This is a genomic window from Brucella sp. JSBI001 (assembly GCF_026014005.1).
Taxonomy (GTDB): Bacteria; Pseudomonadota; Alphaproteobacteria; order Rhizobiales; family Rhizobiaceae; genus Brucella; species Brucella anthropi.
The window spans coordinates 1,105,363-1,120,329 of record NZ_CP110339.1 but is presented as its reverse complement, the minus strand read 5'-3'; the positions used below and the strand labels follow the sequence as shown (position 1 = coordinate 1,120,329).

The window sequence follows — 14,967 nt, the reverse complement described above, 5'->3', positions numbered from 1 at the left end:
CAATATAGTGTGCGTGGCCCTTCTTTAAAACCTCTCTAAACTGAATTTCAAGCACCGGGTTCAAATTTGCCCCTAAAAATGCCGATTAAAACGATCAACTTAATGAAACAGTCCGATGAAACGGCGATCGCAGACGACACATCCCGGCTTTGACGCCTTGATTTTCTTTGAAGAATTGGAATTTCCGGGCAGCCTATCAGAATCATGCCCGCCCTTGCCTTGTGCATGTAGGAACATAGATAGCCAAAGGAAAGGGAGACCATAATGAACACCCAAAATCTGCAGGACTATGTAAAGTTTCTCGAACAACAGGTGAACGACGAAGGCCGCACCATCAATCAGCTGAAGTTTTTTCAGGACGCCCACGACAAGTTCAACATTTCAAATGCCAGCGCTTCCGACGATATCGCCGCTGATATCGCCAAGCGGGAAGAATTTAAAACGCGCTACGAGGGCTATATCGCCGCTGCAAAGCAGAAGCTCGGCCTCGATTTTTGAATCGCAATCACGCCTTCTTGGCGCGACGCTCGATAATTTTGCGGAACACGTCGAGAAACGCATCGACCTGATCGGGTGTGGCCGTTGGTTCGAGTGACACGCGGATCGCCCCGAGGCTGTCTCCATGTCCCATGGCCGACAGCACATGGCTGGGACCTACTTTCCCCGACGAGCAGGCCGAGCCTGCCGAAAGCGCAATCCCGCCGAGATCAAAGGCGATCTGTACGGTTTCCGCCTTTTGCTCCTCAAGGGAAAAGAAGGTCGTGTTCGGCAATCTGCCGACCGATTTGCCATAGATCACCGCATCCGGGGCGATCGCCTCCAACCCGACCTCCAGCCTGTCCCGCATCGCCGGGGACCAGCCCTCGCCGTCCAGTCGTGTCTTAGCGGTATCTGCCGCAGCACCGAAACCTGCGATCAGCGGCAGAGCTTCCGTTCCCGCTCTATGCCCCTTTTCCTGACCGCCGCCGCGAACAAGCGCGCGCGGCATCATGAGGTCGGAAATGGCGATAATTGCACCGACGCCTTTCGGGCCGCCAATCTTGTGCGAAGAAATTATGAGATAATCACCACAATTATCTGAAATATCTAATTTAATGCGTCCTGCCGCCTGGACTGCGTCGACGATATAAATGCCGCCCGCAGCCTTCACGATAGTGGCAATTTCCGCAATCGGCTGGATGATGCCGGTCTCATTGTTGGCGGCCTGTATGGCCACGAGTGGCAGCCCCTGGCTTTTGTCATGACCGGCAAGCGCAGTTTTCAGGGCATCGAGTTGTACAATGCCATTTCCATCAACCGGTAGAACGGTGACGTCCTGCGCTGCAAACTGCCCTCCAGACAGCATGCAAGGGTGTTCCGTATCACTCACGTAAAGATGTGACAGGCGGACCGGCGAACGTCCCATCATATAATTGGGTGTCAGCAGCGTCGACGCGGCTTCCGTTGCTCCCGACGTAAAGAAAACATGGTCTGGCCTGGCATTGACGAGCGCTGCAACGCTGCGGCGCGCTGCTTCGACGAGCGCACGCGCGGCGCGGCCTTCACGATGCACGGAAGATGGATTGCCGGTAATGCCGAGCGCATTGATAACCGCTTCGCGTGCTTCATCAAGCAACGGAGCACTGGCATTATAATCCAGATAGAGCCTCTTGCCGCTCCCGTTCACCGTACCTATCTCCTAAACAAAATTCTGGAAGCGCAATTTTCTTGAATTTTCAATCAAGAAAAGCCTATTAAGCCCCCATAGGAACTGAAACTCGCTTTCAGTCTGTCGAAATTTCCAACCGGTTCTAGAAGCGGCGTCCAACGACGTCAAGTTTCGCCGCCCCAGTCCGGTCTTCCCGTTACGAGCGGAGTACACATGCCAGAAGTCATTTTCAACGGCCCTGCCGGACGCCTCGAAGGTCGCTATCAGCCTTCCAAAGAAAAGAATGCTCCAATCGCGCTTATCCTTCATCCACATCCGCAGTTCGGCGGAACGATGAACAACAAGATCGTCTACGACCTCTTCTACATGTTCCAGCAGCGCGGCTTCACCACGTTGCGCTTCAATTTCCGTGGCATTGGCCGCAGTCAGGGCGAATTCGATCATGGTGCGGGCGAGCTTTCGGACGCTGCAAGCGCACTCGACTGGGTGCAGGCGCTGCATCCGGATTCCAAGACGTGCTGGGTCGCCGGTTACTCGTTCGGTTCATGGATCGGCATGCAGCTCCTGATGCGCCGCCCGGAAATCGAAGGCTTTATTTCGGTTGCGCCGCAGCCGAATACATATGATTTCGCCTTCCTCGCACCCTGCCCTTCGTCCGGTCTCATCATCCATGGCGATCAGGACAAGGTGGCGCCGCCAAAGGATGTGCAGGCTCTGGTCGACAAACTGAAAACCCAGAAGGGTATCACGATCACCCAGACGACGATTCCGGGCGCGAACCACTTCTTCACCGGTCAGGGCGATGAGCTCATCGAGGATTGCGCAGAGTATCTGGATCGCCGCCTTGCAGGCGAACTGGTCGAAGCGCGTCCGAAGCGCCTGCGTTAAGCTTACAAGAAATTCAGCTGTCGTTTTCCAGATTTTCAGCGTCTCATCCGGCGGGTCTCCCGCCGGATTTTTTATGCGATGCTACCATCGCGATCCAATGATTCGTTTTCTCAAATCCATCTCATGAGCGTGACATGCCGGTTTATGCCATTCTTGCTATCGCCATAGTGTCCGAAGTCATCGGAACGCTTAGCCTCAAGGCATCAGAAGGCTTCACACGGCTTGGGCCGTCCTTGATCGTTGTCATCGCTTACGGTCTGGCTTTCTATTTTCTTTCCATGACCTTGAAGAGCATTCCTGTCGGGATCGCCTATGCGGTCTGGTCTGGGATCGGCGTCACGCTCGTGGCCCTGATCGGCTGGCTGGTGTTCGGCCAGAAGCTCGACCTCGCGGCAGTGCTCGGCATGGGATTGATCATTGCCGGTGTTATTGTGCTCAATCTGTTTTCGAACACGGCGCAACACTAGAGCGCGTTTCGGTCTGATTGAATCAGATCTGTGCTCCAACTGTTTTCTGACGCGCATCTTATCCGAAAACCGTTTCACACTTTTCGGGGATGCGCTCAACGAGCAATGAAGCCAAATTACTGGTTCGCAACCCATCAATTCGGGAGTTTCCTTGTTATTGGCGGTTGATTGGTGCTAAAGGCGGACATATCACAGGGGTGCAAGCAGCCGCTTGCGACCAGTTTCAACTTCGCCTTATCAGTCAGGGAAAAGGAATGTCCGGTTTCAAATCCGATTTTCTTCGCACGCTTTCCGAGCGTGGCTTCATTCATCAAATATCCGATGAAAGTGGCCTCGACGAATTGTTGGCCAAGGAAACCGTGACGGCCTATATCGGCTTCGATCCTACGGCTCCAAGCCTTCATGCGGGCGGTCTGATCCAGATCATGATGCTGCACTGGCTCCAGCAGACCGGGCACAAGCCTGTTGCGCTGATGGGCGGCGGCACCGGCATGGTCGGCGATCCGTCCTTCAAGGACGAAGCCCGCAAGCTGATGACCGAAGATACGATTGCCGAGAACATTGCCGGCATCAAGCGCGTCTTCGCCAACTACCTCACCTTTGGTGACAGCGCCACCGATGCCCTGATGGTCAATAATGCCGACTGGCTGCGCAACATCAATTACCTGGAATTCCTGCGCGATGTGGGCCGTCATTTCTCGGTCAATCGCATGCTTTCGTTCGATTCGGTGAAGACGCGCCTCGATCGTGAGCAGTCGCTGTCATTCCTCGAATTCAACTACATGATCCTTCAGGCCTACGATTTTGTGGAACTGAGCAAACGCTACGATCTGCGTCTGCAGATGGGCGGTTCGGATCAGTGGGGCAATATCATCAACGGTATCGATCTCGGTCACCGCATGGGAACCCCGCAGCTTTATGCCCTCACCTCGCCGCTGCTAACGACAGCATCGGGCCAGAAGATGGGCAAGTCGCTTGGCGGCGCAATCTGGCTGAACGCTGAAATGCTGAGCGCCTATGATTTCTGGCAGTACTGGCGCAACACGGAGGACGCCGATGTCGAGCGCTTCCTGAAGCTCTACACGACGCTTCCGCTGGACGAAATTGCCAAGCTGGCGGCGCTCGAAGGCGTCGAAATCAACGAAGCGAAGAAAATCCTCGCGACGGAAGTAACGGCCATGCTCCACGGTCGCGATGCGGCCGAGGAATCCGCAGAAACAGCGCGCAAGACTTTTGAGGATGGCGAACTGTCGGAAAATCTTCCGACAGTCGGCGTTCACAAGGCAACGCTGAACAGCGGCATCGGGGTTTTGGCGCTGATGGTTCTGGCCGAACTCTGCACGACTAATGGCGAAGCGCGCCGTCACGTTGAAGGTGGCGCCGTACGTATCAATGACGAACCAGTCAGCGATCCTCGCATGACCGTAGATGCTGGTGCACTGAACGATCAGGGCGTTATCAAGCTGTCTCTTGGCAAGAAACGCCATGTACTGATCCGCCCGGCATAAAACGGGCGACAACTGAACCAAAAAAAGCCGGGCCTCGCGCCCGGTTTTTTTGTTATCAAAACTCAAAGATTGAGCGGAATATGCCCGGCGCGATGACGGAGATCGGATTGACGACCACCTGCGGCTGCTTGGCGCTGCCAGTAAGCTTGTAAGTGATTCCGATCAAGCCGCGATCGCGACCATTTCCGAGCAGCGCGCCAAAGATGGGTAGTTCGCCGAACAGCCGATTGACACCATAGGCGGGCATGAATGTGCCGGTGATCGACATATTGCCCTGCTTGTCATAGAGCGTTCCCTGGAAGGTCGTGCCGACGGTCGGACCGCGAACGACACCCTTGGACAGGTTCAGATAACCGTTGCCCTTCTCAATCAACGAAAAACCGCGCTCGATATCAACGCGCGAAACATCGATATCCCTTTTTACGGCCTGATTGAGACTTGTGCCGCCGCTTGATGGCGAACTGGAAACGATTTTCGCAAGACGCGGTTCGTTGATGATCGCAAAATTGCGCGCATCGATCTGACCACGCAATGGGCCGTTGCCCTGTGCGGCGAGACCAACCGTGATCTTGCCACCGCGCATTTTGTCGTAGAAATCGAAGAACCGAAGAACCGCTCCTGCATCATTCGATTGCAGCGAAATGGAGCGCGCATCGCCCTGGTCATTGTTCGTTGCCACAAAGGATTCGCCAGACGACGTTACAGCATTGACCGATACGCCCGATACTTTGCTGCCCGCGCTCTCGTAGGAGACAGCGACATTGCTTAAAGCTTCACCGTTAAAGCCGCTGACTGCATCGATCTGAGCGCTCACGACCACGCGCGGATTATTGCTTTTACCGCCGCCGCTGCCCTTCTCGCCAAGGTCGGAAACCTGCTTGATCAGAGCCCGCGCATCGAACTGCGAACCACGCACATTAACCCGATAGCCGCCGCCGCTCTTGGTCGCTTTGACTGCAAGATTATCGTTTCGGTTCAGGCGTATCTCGCTGAAACTCGCCGATTGAAAATCGCCTTTCGCAATGGAAAGATCGCCCTTCGCTCCAAAGGCATCGCCAGAGAAGACAAGATTATTGATGTCCATCTTGCTCTTGTCGTCCGCGCTCTGGACCAGATCGAAGGTTGCCTTCGCCGGTATGCCTGCCCCTTTGCGCCATCCGAGCCATGGCAGATCGATCTGCGTCTTGCCGAGATCGGCTGAAACATGGCGCTTGCCGCCATCATCCATCCCAAGATCAACAGACATGGGGCCGGAGAAGATGGAATTCAAACCGGGAAAGACTGCATCACGGGTCTTGTCGTCGATATCCAGCTTGACCTTCTGCTCGCGCTTGACCGGACCCGAACGATTGACGGGCTCGACCATGCTGATTTTTGCAGGAACACCATCCAGTTTTGCATCGGCAGTAATAATGGCCGCCGACTGATCTACTTTGATACTGCCTGTCGCATCATTGACGGACGATCCGGCTATCGGCTTCGAAATGTCGAGACCGGTGAAGCCAATGTCAGCGTTCCAGCGAAGCGTGCCGGGCGGCGGATCCTTGGAAACGGCAAAGTTTACCTTAACGCGCGACTTCACATCACCGGTCACGTCGCCGGGCAGAAACGGCACATTCTTCAAAACGTCGATAGGCTTGTTCCCGGCAATTTCAGCGATTGCCGATGCCTCACCGGAAACACCGAGATCCAGTTCTGCGATAACCGGCCGTTGTGGCCCCCATGGAATGATGAGCGTGCCGTCAGACACATCAACTTTACGGTTGTTTGGCGTGTAGGCCACGCCTTTCAAAAGTTTGATGGTCGTATAGGCGCCACGAACCGATATCTCACCATCGGCATCGCGCACGGGCGGCAGTTCTCCAACGACATCAAAACGTGTATCGAAAACCTTGAAATCAGCCTTGATTTCGTCACCAGTCAGCGGTGGTGGCAGACCGGGTCCGTTGAAACGACCGCCTGCGAGCGAAATATCGATGCGGCTGTCTTTAAGAGTTCCGCCAAAGAGGTTTTTAAGCACCCATTCGCGTGCGCCATCCGCAACATCGATGGGCCATAGGTGCTTGGCGTCTGCAACCGGCATTTGAGGAATGCGCAGCAGGAAGATCATCTCCGGCGAACCGGCACCGAAGCCCATGCTTCCCTGACCAAAGAGCTGACCGGTTTCCGTCTGCACATCGAGATTGGCAAACTGGATGCGTTGCTGGTCGGCCATATAGCGCCCAGCTATCCGTGTTGCGAAGGATAGCGGCGGATCGGTCGATTCCGATGGCATACTCGTCGCCGAAGTGGTCAGAACCTCGAAGCGATATGTCGGACCGCCCGTATTGTTTTCAGCTTCGGGTTCCGGACCAAATGCTCCGTTGAACTGTGCCTGCATTCCGCCAAGCTGCAGCCGGGACGACTTGATCTCGATCTTGCGGCTTCCTACCGTATGTTCAAGATTAAGGCGAATACCACCACGCACGTCTTCAACCTTGCCGAGCTGCATATCTATGCCGTCGACAGCGAGTTCTGTTGCAAGACGTTCCGGCTGATCGCCATCGGCAGCCGATCCTGTCAAGGACAAGCGTGCCGATGCTTCCAGTTCGAAATGGGCCGGATTGACACGATTGCCATTTATGACGGGAGAAACTTCTGGCGGGGAACCCAATGCAACGGGAATATCGCGGACATTCAGCTCGAAGCCGGCCAGACTGTTGTCACCCGCATGCCGGTCGATCTTGCCATCCAGTGCAATTTTCTTGCCTTTCCAGATGACGCTGCCGGTGATGTCGATCTTCCCACCATTTTCGATGAGGCGGGCCTGTTCGATATCCAGAACCTGCTGTTCATCGCCAACCTTGAATGCAACGGTGCTGTTGAAAATGCCTATGACATGCGTGTCCTGCGCACGCAAAAGCTCCAGACTGCGGCGCATGGCGGCGAAAAGCTCACCCGAAACCGCATCGAAATCGACAATGCCATGTTCGTCGTAAGGCAAGGACTTCCAGAATCCCGGACCTTTTGTTTCTGGCATTTCAAAGGAAACGCCATCCACCTCGAGCTGAGCAACACGTACCTTGCCGGTCAAAAGCGGCAACGGCGCCAGCCCCAGGCGCACAGATTTGATTCCGCTGATTTCGACGCCCTGTTTCGGATCAGCGATCGATACATCACGGGCTTCGAGCGCAACGTGACTATCCTGATCCAGCGATAGCGCCGCACTCCCGATGGAGGCGGACGCACCTTCACCGAGAATATGCGTCAGGCTTTTCTGTGCTTCGTCACGCAGAAGATTGCTATCGACACCGCTGCGAAGGATGACAAAACCGGCACCGACTATGAGAACCAGAAGGATACAGATCGACAAAATCGCATGGGAACAGCGCGATAAAAAAGAACGGCTCGGACGGGCCGGGCCGGGCAAAAAGCCACCCTCGCCGTCAGCGGCGAGACGCTCGATTCTTTTCATGTCCCGCTTGCTGAAGCGGATCTTCTGCGGTTTCTCTGTCAACAACCCAGCCAGAAAAAGAGTGCCATTCCATACAACCCTTCAGAGTTTACTTCATTAAGTGATCGTAATTATCTGTTTTATAATTGCTTCCTGTCCGCATCGCATACATGCATAGGCAGCCTTGCGCCTTTCAACCGACATCGCGGTGACGCCAGCATCAATGGTTGCACAAGCCCTGCCTGAATGCGATAGCTCAGACTGTAACAGGTGGTTTCCATCCTAATCCATAAAAGAAAGGCGCAGATATGGCTCATCCCCAAGTTGGCGATCCGGCACCCGATTTCACTCTGCCTTCGGATAATGGCGAAATCTCCCTGTCGTCTCTCAAAGGCAAGCCGGTTGTCATCTACTTCTATCCGAAAGACGACACGTCCGGCTGCACCAAGGAAGCGATTGCTTTTTCGCTGCTGAAGCCGGAGTTCGACAAGGTCGGCGTTCGCGTCATCGGTCTTTCTCCCGATAGCGCGACGAAACATGCAAAATTTCGCAAGAAGCACGATCTGACCGTCGACCTTGCTGCCGATGAAGATCGTGTAGCGCTCGAAGCCTATGGCGTGTGGGTTGAAAAAAGCATGTATGGCCGCAAATACATGGGCGTGGAACGCACGACATTCCTGATCGATGCAGAAGGACGCATCGCTCAAGTCTGGAACAAGGTCAAAGTCGACGGCCATGCCGGGGCAGTTCTGGACGCCGCACGCGCGCTTTGAGCGATGACACGCAAGCCATCATACGAACAGACACTGCGCGGTAATGCCATCCGCGCCATATCCGCCAGCGATCTCGACGAAAAGGTCAGGCTGACGCGAGATACCGCTGCTCGCTGGTTCGGTCGCACGCTGTCGGTTCGTAGCCCCCTCGATCCGCCTTTGCCTGAGCGTCCCGGACGCCCTGAAAAGCCGGAACTCGTGCCTCCCCGCATGTTGAAAAAGCGGTCGCTCAACACGGAACATGGGCGCATTGCGCTGATGCACGCGCTCGCCCATATCGAACTGAACGCCATCGATCTTGCGCTCGACATCGTTGCCCGTTTTGCGGCCAAACCAATACCGCGCAGTTTCTTCGATGGCTGGATGAAAGTCGCCGACGACGAAGCAAGGCATTTCACGCTGCTGCGTGATCGTCTCAAATCACTTGGCGCAGACTATGGCGATATGCCTGCCCACGATGGGCTTTGGCAGTCTGCTCACCAGACCCGCAACGATCTAGAGGCCCGTCTCGCTGTCGTGCCGCTCATACTCGAGGCGCGCGGGCTCGATGTCACGCCATCTCTGCTTGAGAAGATGATCGAAACCGGCGACCACGAGACTGCAGCAATTCTTGACGTCATCTACAATGACGAGAAAACCCATGTCGCTGTTGGCGCTAAATGGTTTCGTTTCTTCTGCGCCCGAAACAAAATCGATCCGGCAGCGCGATTTCGCGAACTGGTTCGCGCCAATTTCCGTGGCGAACTCAAACCACCGTTCAATGAACTGGCACGTGCCGAAGCTGGGCTGACGCCGTCTTTCTACCGCTCTTTATCACCGGTATCCATCTAGTCGTTTCTTTAAACTCTTCAGTAAAAACAAAACTGCTCGCATGGCCCGCGCAAGCCTCGAATGTAAAGGTCTGTTAACCCTAATAAGTTGTAATCAAACAAGGGAATCGAGAAGGGGCATGCGGCTGGCATGACTGGGAATCAGGCAAAGACATCGACGAAAAAGGTGTTCGGAGAGCGCAAGGAGCCGCCTGTCCTGATTATTGCGCGCGGCGAAAAGATCAGCCATTTCACATTTCGTCCATGGATGGCCGCTCTTGGAGGTGCTGCTTTTCTGGCGCTTTCGACCGGATATTTGGGAGCAACTGCCTATCTGGTGCTTCGCGACGACCTGATGAGCGCCGGTATTGCGCGCCATGCCCGCAACCAGCAGCTCTATGAGGACCGCATTTCAGCCCTCCGCACCGAGGTTGATCGCATCACCAGCCGTCAAATGCTCGATCAGCAGGTGATGGAGAACAAGGTCGCCGAACTGATGCAGCGCCAGCAAACGCTGAATGCGCGCGACGGAAAACTCGCACCTCTGCTGGAACGAGCTTCGCAATTGCAGCCAATGCCGGAAATGCCGGCGGAAGGCGTGCCTGATCAGGAGCAGCATAGCCAGCTTATCCCCGATGACGCGCTGGCAGGACGTGAATATCCAGGTGTAGACCCGATCATTACCGGTCCCGTACCCGGAAAGACACCTGCAGGAAAGCCTGATCGCCGCGCCGATGCCGGCTCCATAGGGCTGCGTCTTTCTGGCGGACTTTCGGGTGAATCGACACTTGAGACTTCCGACAAGATATTGGCCACGATCACCCAGAACCTTCATCGCATCGAAAGCGAGCAGAATGGCAAGGTGCGTGTTCTGGCTGACGCCGCCTATGAAAAGGCCGACAGCATCCTCGATACTTTGAACGCCGCCGGGCTGCGTATCGAAACGCCTGCCAATGCGGCTGTTGCAATGGGCGGGCCGCTTATCCCGGTTTCGTCGCCCGGTATGGTGGTCAATGATTTCGACATGCAATTGCGCAATCTCGACAGCGCGCTTGATCGGCTTGATCAGGTACGCAAACGCGTAAGCGCCCTGCCCCTGGCCAATCCGGCTCCGGGCAAGCCCGTTACCAGCCTGTTCGGCGTGCGCCGCGATCCATTTCTAGGTACGGCTGCGTTCCATTCCGGTATCGACTTTCGCGCAGCATACGGTCAGACGGTGAAGTCCACCGCAGCGGGCAAGGTTGTAAAGGCAGGTCGCTTTGGCGGTTATGGCAACATGGTCGAAATCGATCATGGTAATGGATTCTCGACCCGTTTTGCCCATCTGAGCCGCGTTCTGGTACGCGACGGTCAACAGGTTGCCGCGGGAGTCATTGTCGGCGAGGCAGGAAGTTCCGGACGTTCCACCGGCAGTCATCTGCACTATGAAGTCCGCGAAAACGGCCGGGCGATCAATCCGGTCAATTTCCTCAAGGCAGGCAAACAGATAGAACCATTGCTCTGAGCCTCTGAAACGAGAAAACCCGGCCAAAGGCCGGGTTTCGCTTTCTGTACGCATGTTTGCGAATGATCAGTCGATATCGTCGATCATTTCGCCGCCACCCTGAATTCGGTGGGCAAGTGCGGCTTCCATGAACGGCGTAACAGAGCCATCCAGCACTTCCTGGGGGTTGGTGCTTTCAACGCCGGTACGCAGATCCTTGACGAGCTGATAAGGCTGCAGGACGTAGGAGCGAATCTGGTGTCCCCAACCGATTTCGGTCTTGGTGGCATTCGCCGCATCCGTCGCTGCTTCGCGCTTTTTCAGTTCCTCTTCATAGAGGCGAGCGCGCAGCATCGACCAAGCCTTTTCGCGGTTCTTGTGCTGTGAGCGTTCCGCCTGACACTGCACCACGATTCCGGTCGCAATATGTGTGATACGCACTGCCGAATCGGTGGTGTTGACGTGCTGGCCGCCCGCGCCCGAAGCGCGGTAGGTATCGATGCGAACATCCGCTTCCGTAACCTGCACATCGATATTGTCATCGATGACAGGATAAACCCAGATGCTGGCAAAGGACGTATGACGGCGGGCGTTGGAATCATAGGGCGAAATTCGCACCAGGCGATGGACGCCCGATTCGGTCTTCATCATGCCGTATGAATTGTGCCCCTTGACGAGAATGGTCGCGGACTTGATGCCCGCTTCTTCGCCTTCGTGCACTTCCATCACTTCGACCTTGCGGCCGTTACGCTCGGCCCAGCGCGTATACATGCGCAGGAGCATCGACGCCCAGTCCTGGCTTTCCGTACCACCAGCACCGGCATGCACTTCGACATAGGTGTCGTTCGCGTCGGCTTCGCCCGACAACAGCATATCGATCTGGCGACGGTCGATCTCTTGCTTCAGTTCGCGGATGGTGTTTTCCGCATCCTGAATGATCGACTTGTCGTCCTCTTCTTCGCCCATGGCGATAAGTTCGATGCTGTCGTTCAGCGTCTGCTTCAGATGGTTGATGCCATTGATGCTATCTTCCAGCTGCTGGCGCTCGCGCATCAGCTTTTGGGCTTCCTGAGCATCATTCCAAAGCGTGGGATCTTCGGCTCTCTGATTGAGATAGCCGAGACGTTTTATCGCCTGATCCCAGTCAAAGATGCCTCCTCAGCAGGCTTATGGCCTGCTGGATTTCGTCAACCAGCGTCTCGATTTCCGCGCGCATGGGCAAATCGTTCCTTCATTATCATTCTATTTATTTGAGAAGCTGAACCGGTCGTTACGAGGCCCAGACTTTCGGGCATGGACGAATAGCCCAAGCGCCGCGGACCATAGTCAGCACGCGGCGCGGTGTAAAGGGCAAAGCCCTGCTTTCCCGGTCAGTAAAGTCCGCCAGATCCCGAGTTGATCGCACGTGTTGCCTGCGGCGACTGTGGTGCAACCGGAGAACCTTCGCGGAAGGAATCCATGCCGATAACCGAATAGCTGTCCGATGGACCCGTCCCCGGTTTGAACGCTTCCATGATCACATTCGGATCGCCCTGATTGGCGCGCATGCCAGTTTTGCGGTTGATAGCGATGACCGTCATGCCTTCAGGTACGCGGAAATCGACTTTCGGCGTCCCGACCAGAGCCTGTTCCATGAACGACTTGAACACAGGCGCTGCCAGACCACCACCGGTATTGCCGCGACCGAGCGGCGTCGGCGTATCGTAACCCATGAAGACGCCGACTACGAGATCGGGCGTGAAGCCGACGAACCAGGCATCCTTTTCGTCGTTTGTCGTACCGGTCTTGCCAGCCATCGGACGGTCGAGGCTTTTCAAGATCTGCGCTGTACCGCGCTGAACGACGCCTTCCATCATCGAGGTGATCTGATAGGCGGTCATCGGATCAAGTACCTGATCGCGATTGTCGATCAGCGTCGGCTCATCCTGATTTGCCCAATCCTGTGCATTGCAGCCCTCGCACTGGCGGGCATCGTGCTTGAAGACCGTCTTGCCGTAGCGGTCCTGAATGCGGTCGATCATCGACGGCGTTATGCTCTGGCCGCCATTCGCAATGATGGAATATGCGGTCACCATGCGCAGAACAGTCGTTTCGCCGGCACCAAGCGCCATCGAAAGAACCGGCAGCATCTTGTCGTAGATACCGAAGCGTTCGGCATATTCGGCTACAAGTTTCATGCCCATGTCCTGTGCAAGACGCACAGTCATGACGTTACGCGACTGTTCGATACCGTAGCGCAGCGTAGAAGGACCGGAGAACTTGCCGGAATAATTCTTCGGCGCCCAGACGCCGAGCGTACCACCCTGATTGACTTCCAGCGGACCGTCCAGAACAACGGAAGCAGGCGTATAGCCATTGTCGAGAGCCGCAGCATAAACAAACGGCTTGAACGAAGAACCGGGCTGACGATAGGCCTGTGTTGCGCGGTTAAATTCCGATTCCGCATAGGAGAAACCGCCAACCATGGCCAGAACACGGCCGGTATGCGGGTCCATGGCAACGAGCGCACCTTCAAGCTTCGGCGGCTGCTGGAGACGGAAACGGGAATCACCTTCCTTGGAGACATAGACAATGTCACCCGCCTTCAGAACGCCTTCCGGCGACTTGGTGCTGGTGCGCTTGCCACCGATATTCACGACACGCATGGCCCACTTCATATCATCAGCAGCGATGAATGCGCGCTTGCGCTCCTTGCTGCGCGAGCCTGATGCCTCAAGCGGTGGCTGCAGACCGATGTCTGCGCCAGCGGCAGAAACATTGAGGACGATCGCAAGCTGCCATTCCGGCACGTCCGCGTAGGACTGCATGTCACCGAAGGCCGTACCCCAGTCATTGCCAAGCTCGACATTCTTCATGGGACCGCGCCAGCCACGCGCCTCATCATAACGAAGCAATGCCGCCTGCAGGGACTTGCGAGCCTCGACCTGCAAGGTCGGGTTCAGCGTGGTGCGAACAGAAAGACCGCCTTCGTAAAGCGCATCGACACCGTATTTCTGGATGATCTGACGGCGCACTTCCTCAGTGAAATATTCCGACGCGAACACATAATGGGCGTCTGAACGTTCCTTCACACCGAGCGGCTGCTTTTTGGCTTCCGTCGCTTCTTCGGCGGTGATGTAGCCGTTTTCGCTCATCCGGTCGATCACCCAGTTGCGGCGCTCGATAGCGCGCTCGGGCTGGCGGAAAGGATGGTAATTGTTCGGACCTTTCGGCAGGGCTGCGAGATAAGCGCTCTCTGCGATGGAAAGTTCGCCGACCGATTTGTCGAAATAGGTCAAAGCCGCGCTGGCAATACCGTAGGAACCAAGACCGAAGAAGATTTCGTTGAGATAGAGCTCGAGAATGCGATCCTTCGAGTAGGCCTGCTCGATGCGCATCGCCAGAATGGCTTCTTTGATCTTGCGATCATAGGTCTGCTTGGACGTCAGAAGAAAGTTCTTCGCAACTTGCTGCGTGATCGTGGATGCGCCAACCGGGCGACGACCAGAGCCCATATTCTTGACGTTCGTTATCATGGCACGGGCGAGACCCGCAAAATCGAGACCATGATGTTCGTAGAAGGTCTTGTCTTCAGCCGAAACGAAAGCGGCTTTCACACGGTTCGGCACGGCCTGAATAGGAATATAAAGACGGCGCTCGCGCGCGAATTCCGACATCAGACTACCGTCCGAGGCGTGAACACGCGTCATGACGGGCGGCTCGTATTTTGCGAGCACCTCGTAATCTGGCAAATCCTTCGTGAGACTTCCGACGTAAAGGGCGACGCCACCTGCCACGAGGAGCATCAGCACCGTTCCGATCCCGAAGAAATATCCGATAAGCCTTACCATAAATGCGGAATCCTGCCTTCAGATTATTCACATGATAAGGGTCAAAGCACGAACAGCCAACCCTTTAACCCAATTATGCCGTATGGCAACTACTGGCTTAGTGACCAGCAAATGAGTCAAAGGCAAGA

The 14,967-nt window shown here is 55.6% G+C and carries 11 protein-coding genes; 7 read left to right on the top strand and 4 right to left on the bottom strand.

Annotated elements, in window-relative coordinates; all coding sequences use genetic code 11:
* The first annotated feature begins 264 nt into the window (after window positions 1–264).
* Window positions 265–498 carry a hypothetical protein gene (locus LJ361_RS05415; protein ID WP_029924926.1) on the top strand — a complete coding sequence of 78 codons (234 nt, stop codon included), beginning with the start codon at window positions 265–267 and terminating at the stop codon, window positions 496–498.
* A gap of 7 nt (window positions 499–505) precedes the next feature.
* Here the strand turns inward: LJ361_RS05415 and LJ361_RS05410 are convergent, their stop codons facing one another.
* Complete coding sequence (locus tag LJ361_RS05410) at window positions 506–1,666, bottom strand: cysteine desulfurase family protein (RefSeq protein ID WP_105529029.1); 1,161 nt, start codon at window positions 1,664–1,666, stop codon at window positions 506–508.
* A 195-nt stretch (window positions 1,667–1,861) separates the two neighbouring features.
* Between LJ361_RS05410 and LJ361_RS05405 the strand changes: the two genes are divergently transcribed.
* From LJ361_RS05405 to tyrS, 3 genes are all read left to right on the top strand, one after another.
* On the top strand, window positions 1,862–2,536 hold the full coding sequence (locus LJ361_RS05405; protein ID WP_010661280.1) for an alpha/beta hydrolase: 675 nt from the start codon (window positions 1,862–1,864) through the stop codon (window positions 2,534–2,536).
* A gap of 134 nt (window positions 2,537–2,670) precedes the next feature.
* Window positions 2,671–3,003: a DMT family transporter gene (locus LJ361_RS05400; RefSeq protein ID WP_105529028.1), complete on the top strand. Its 333-nt coding sequence runs from the start codon at window positions 2,671–2,673 to the stop codon at window positions 3,001–3,003.
* Window positions 3,004–3,257: 254 nt separating this feature from the next.
* Window positions 3,258–4,511 (top strand): tyrosine--tRNA ligase, encoded by a 1,254-nt coding sequence (tyrS, locus tag LJ361_RS05395; RefSeq protein WP_010661278.1) that lies wholly within the window; start codon window positions 3,258–3,260, stop codon window positions 4,509–4,511.
* Window positions 4,512–4,566: 55 nt separating this feature from the next.
* On the opposite strand, the gene LJ361_RS05390 is transcribed toward tyrS, so the two are convergent.
* On the bottom strand, window positions 4,567–7,965 hold the full coding sequence (locus LJ361_RS05390) for an AsmA family protein (RefSeq protein ID WP_264812901.1): 3,399 nt from the start codon (window positions 7,963–7,965) through the stop codon (window positions 4,567–4,569).
* 287 nt (window positions 7,966–8,252) lie between these two features.
* On the opposite strand from LJ361_RS05390, the gene LJ361_RS05385 reads away from it, so the two are divergent.
* The 3 genes from LJ361_RS05385 (at window position 8,253) to LJ361_RS05375 (ending at window position 11,030) form a co-directional block, all read left to right on the top strand.
* The gene (locus LJ361_RS05385) at window positions 8,253–8,717 is read left to right on the top strand and encodes a peroxiredoxin (protein WP_105529027.1); all 465 of its coding nucleotides are present in this window, start codon (window positions 8,253–8,255) and stop codon (window positions 8,715–8,717) included.
* A 3-nt stretch (window positions 8,718–8,720) separates the two neighbouring features.
* Window positions 8,721–9,548 (top strand): ferritin-like domain-containing protein, encoded by an 828-nt coding sequence (locus tag LJ361_RS05380; protein ID WP_029924929.1) that lies wholly within the window; start codon window positions 8,721–8,723, stop codon window positions 9,546–9,548.
* A gap of 129 nt (window positions 9,549–9,677) precedes the next feature.
* Window positions 9,678–11,030 carry a M23 family metallopeptidase gene (locus LJ361_RS05375; protein WP_264812896.1) on the top strand — a complete coding sequence of 451 codons (1,353 nt, stop codon included), beginning with the start codon at window positions 9,678–9,680 and terminating at the stop codon, window positions 11,028–11,030.
* A 66-nt stretch (window positions 11,031–11,096) separates the two neighbouring features.
* On the opposite strand, the gene prfB is transcribed toward LJ361_RS05375, so the two are convergent.
* Together prfB and LJ361_RS05365 are read right to left on the bottom strand one after the other, a co-directional pair.
* Window positions 11,097–12,225 (bottom strand): peptide chain release factor 2 gene (gene prfB / locus LJ361_RS05370; RefSeq protein ID WP_105529024.1). Its coding sequence is split into 2 segments (ribosomal slippage): window positions 11,097–12,155 and window positions 12,157–12,225, totalling 1,128 coding nucleotides; the frame shifts between segments, so codons are not numbered across the junction.
* Between the two features lie 154 nt (window positions 12,226–12,379).
* On the bottom strand, window positions 12,380–14,839 hold the full coding sequence (locus LJ361_RS05365) for a penicillin-binding protein 1A (RefSeq protein WP_264812894.1): 2,460 nt from the start codon (window positions 14,837–14,839) through the stop codon (window positions 12,380–12,382).
* Window positions 14,840–14,967: the final 128 nt, after the last annotated feature.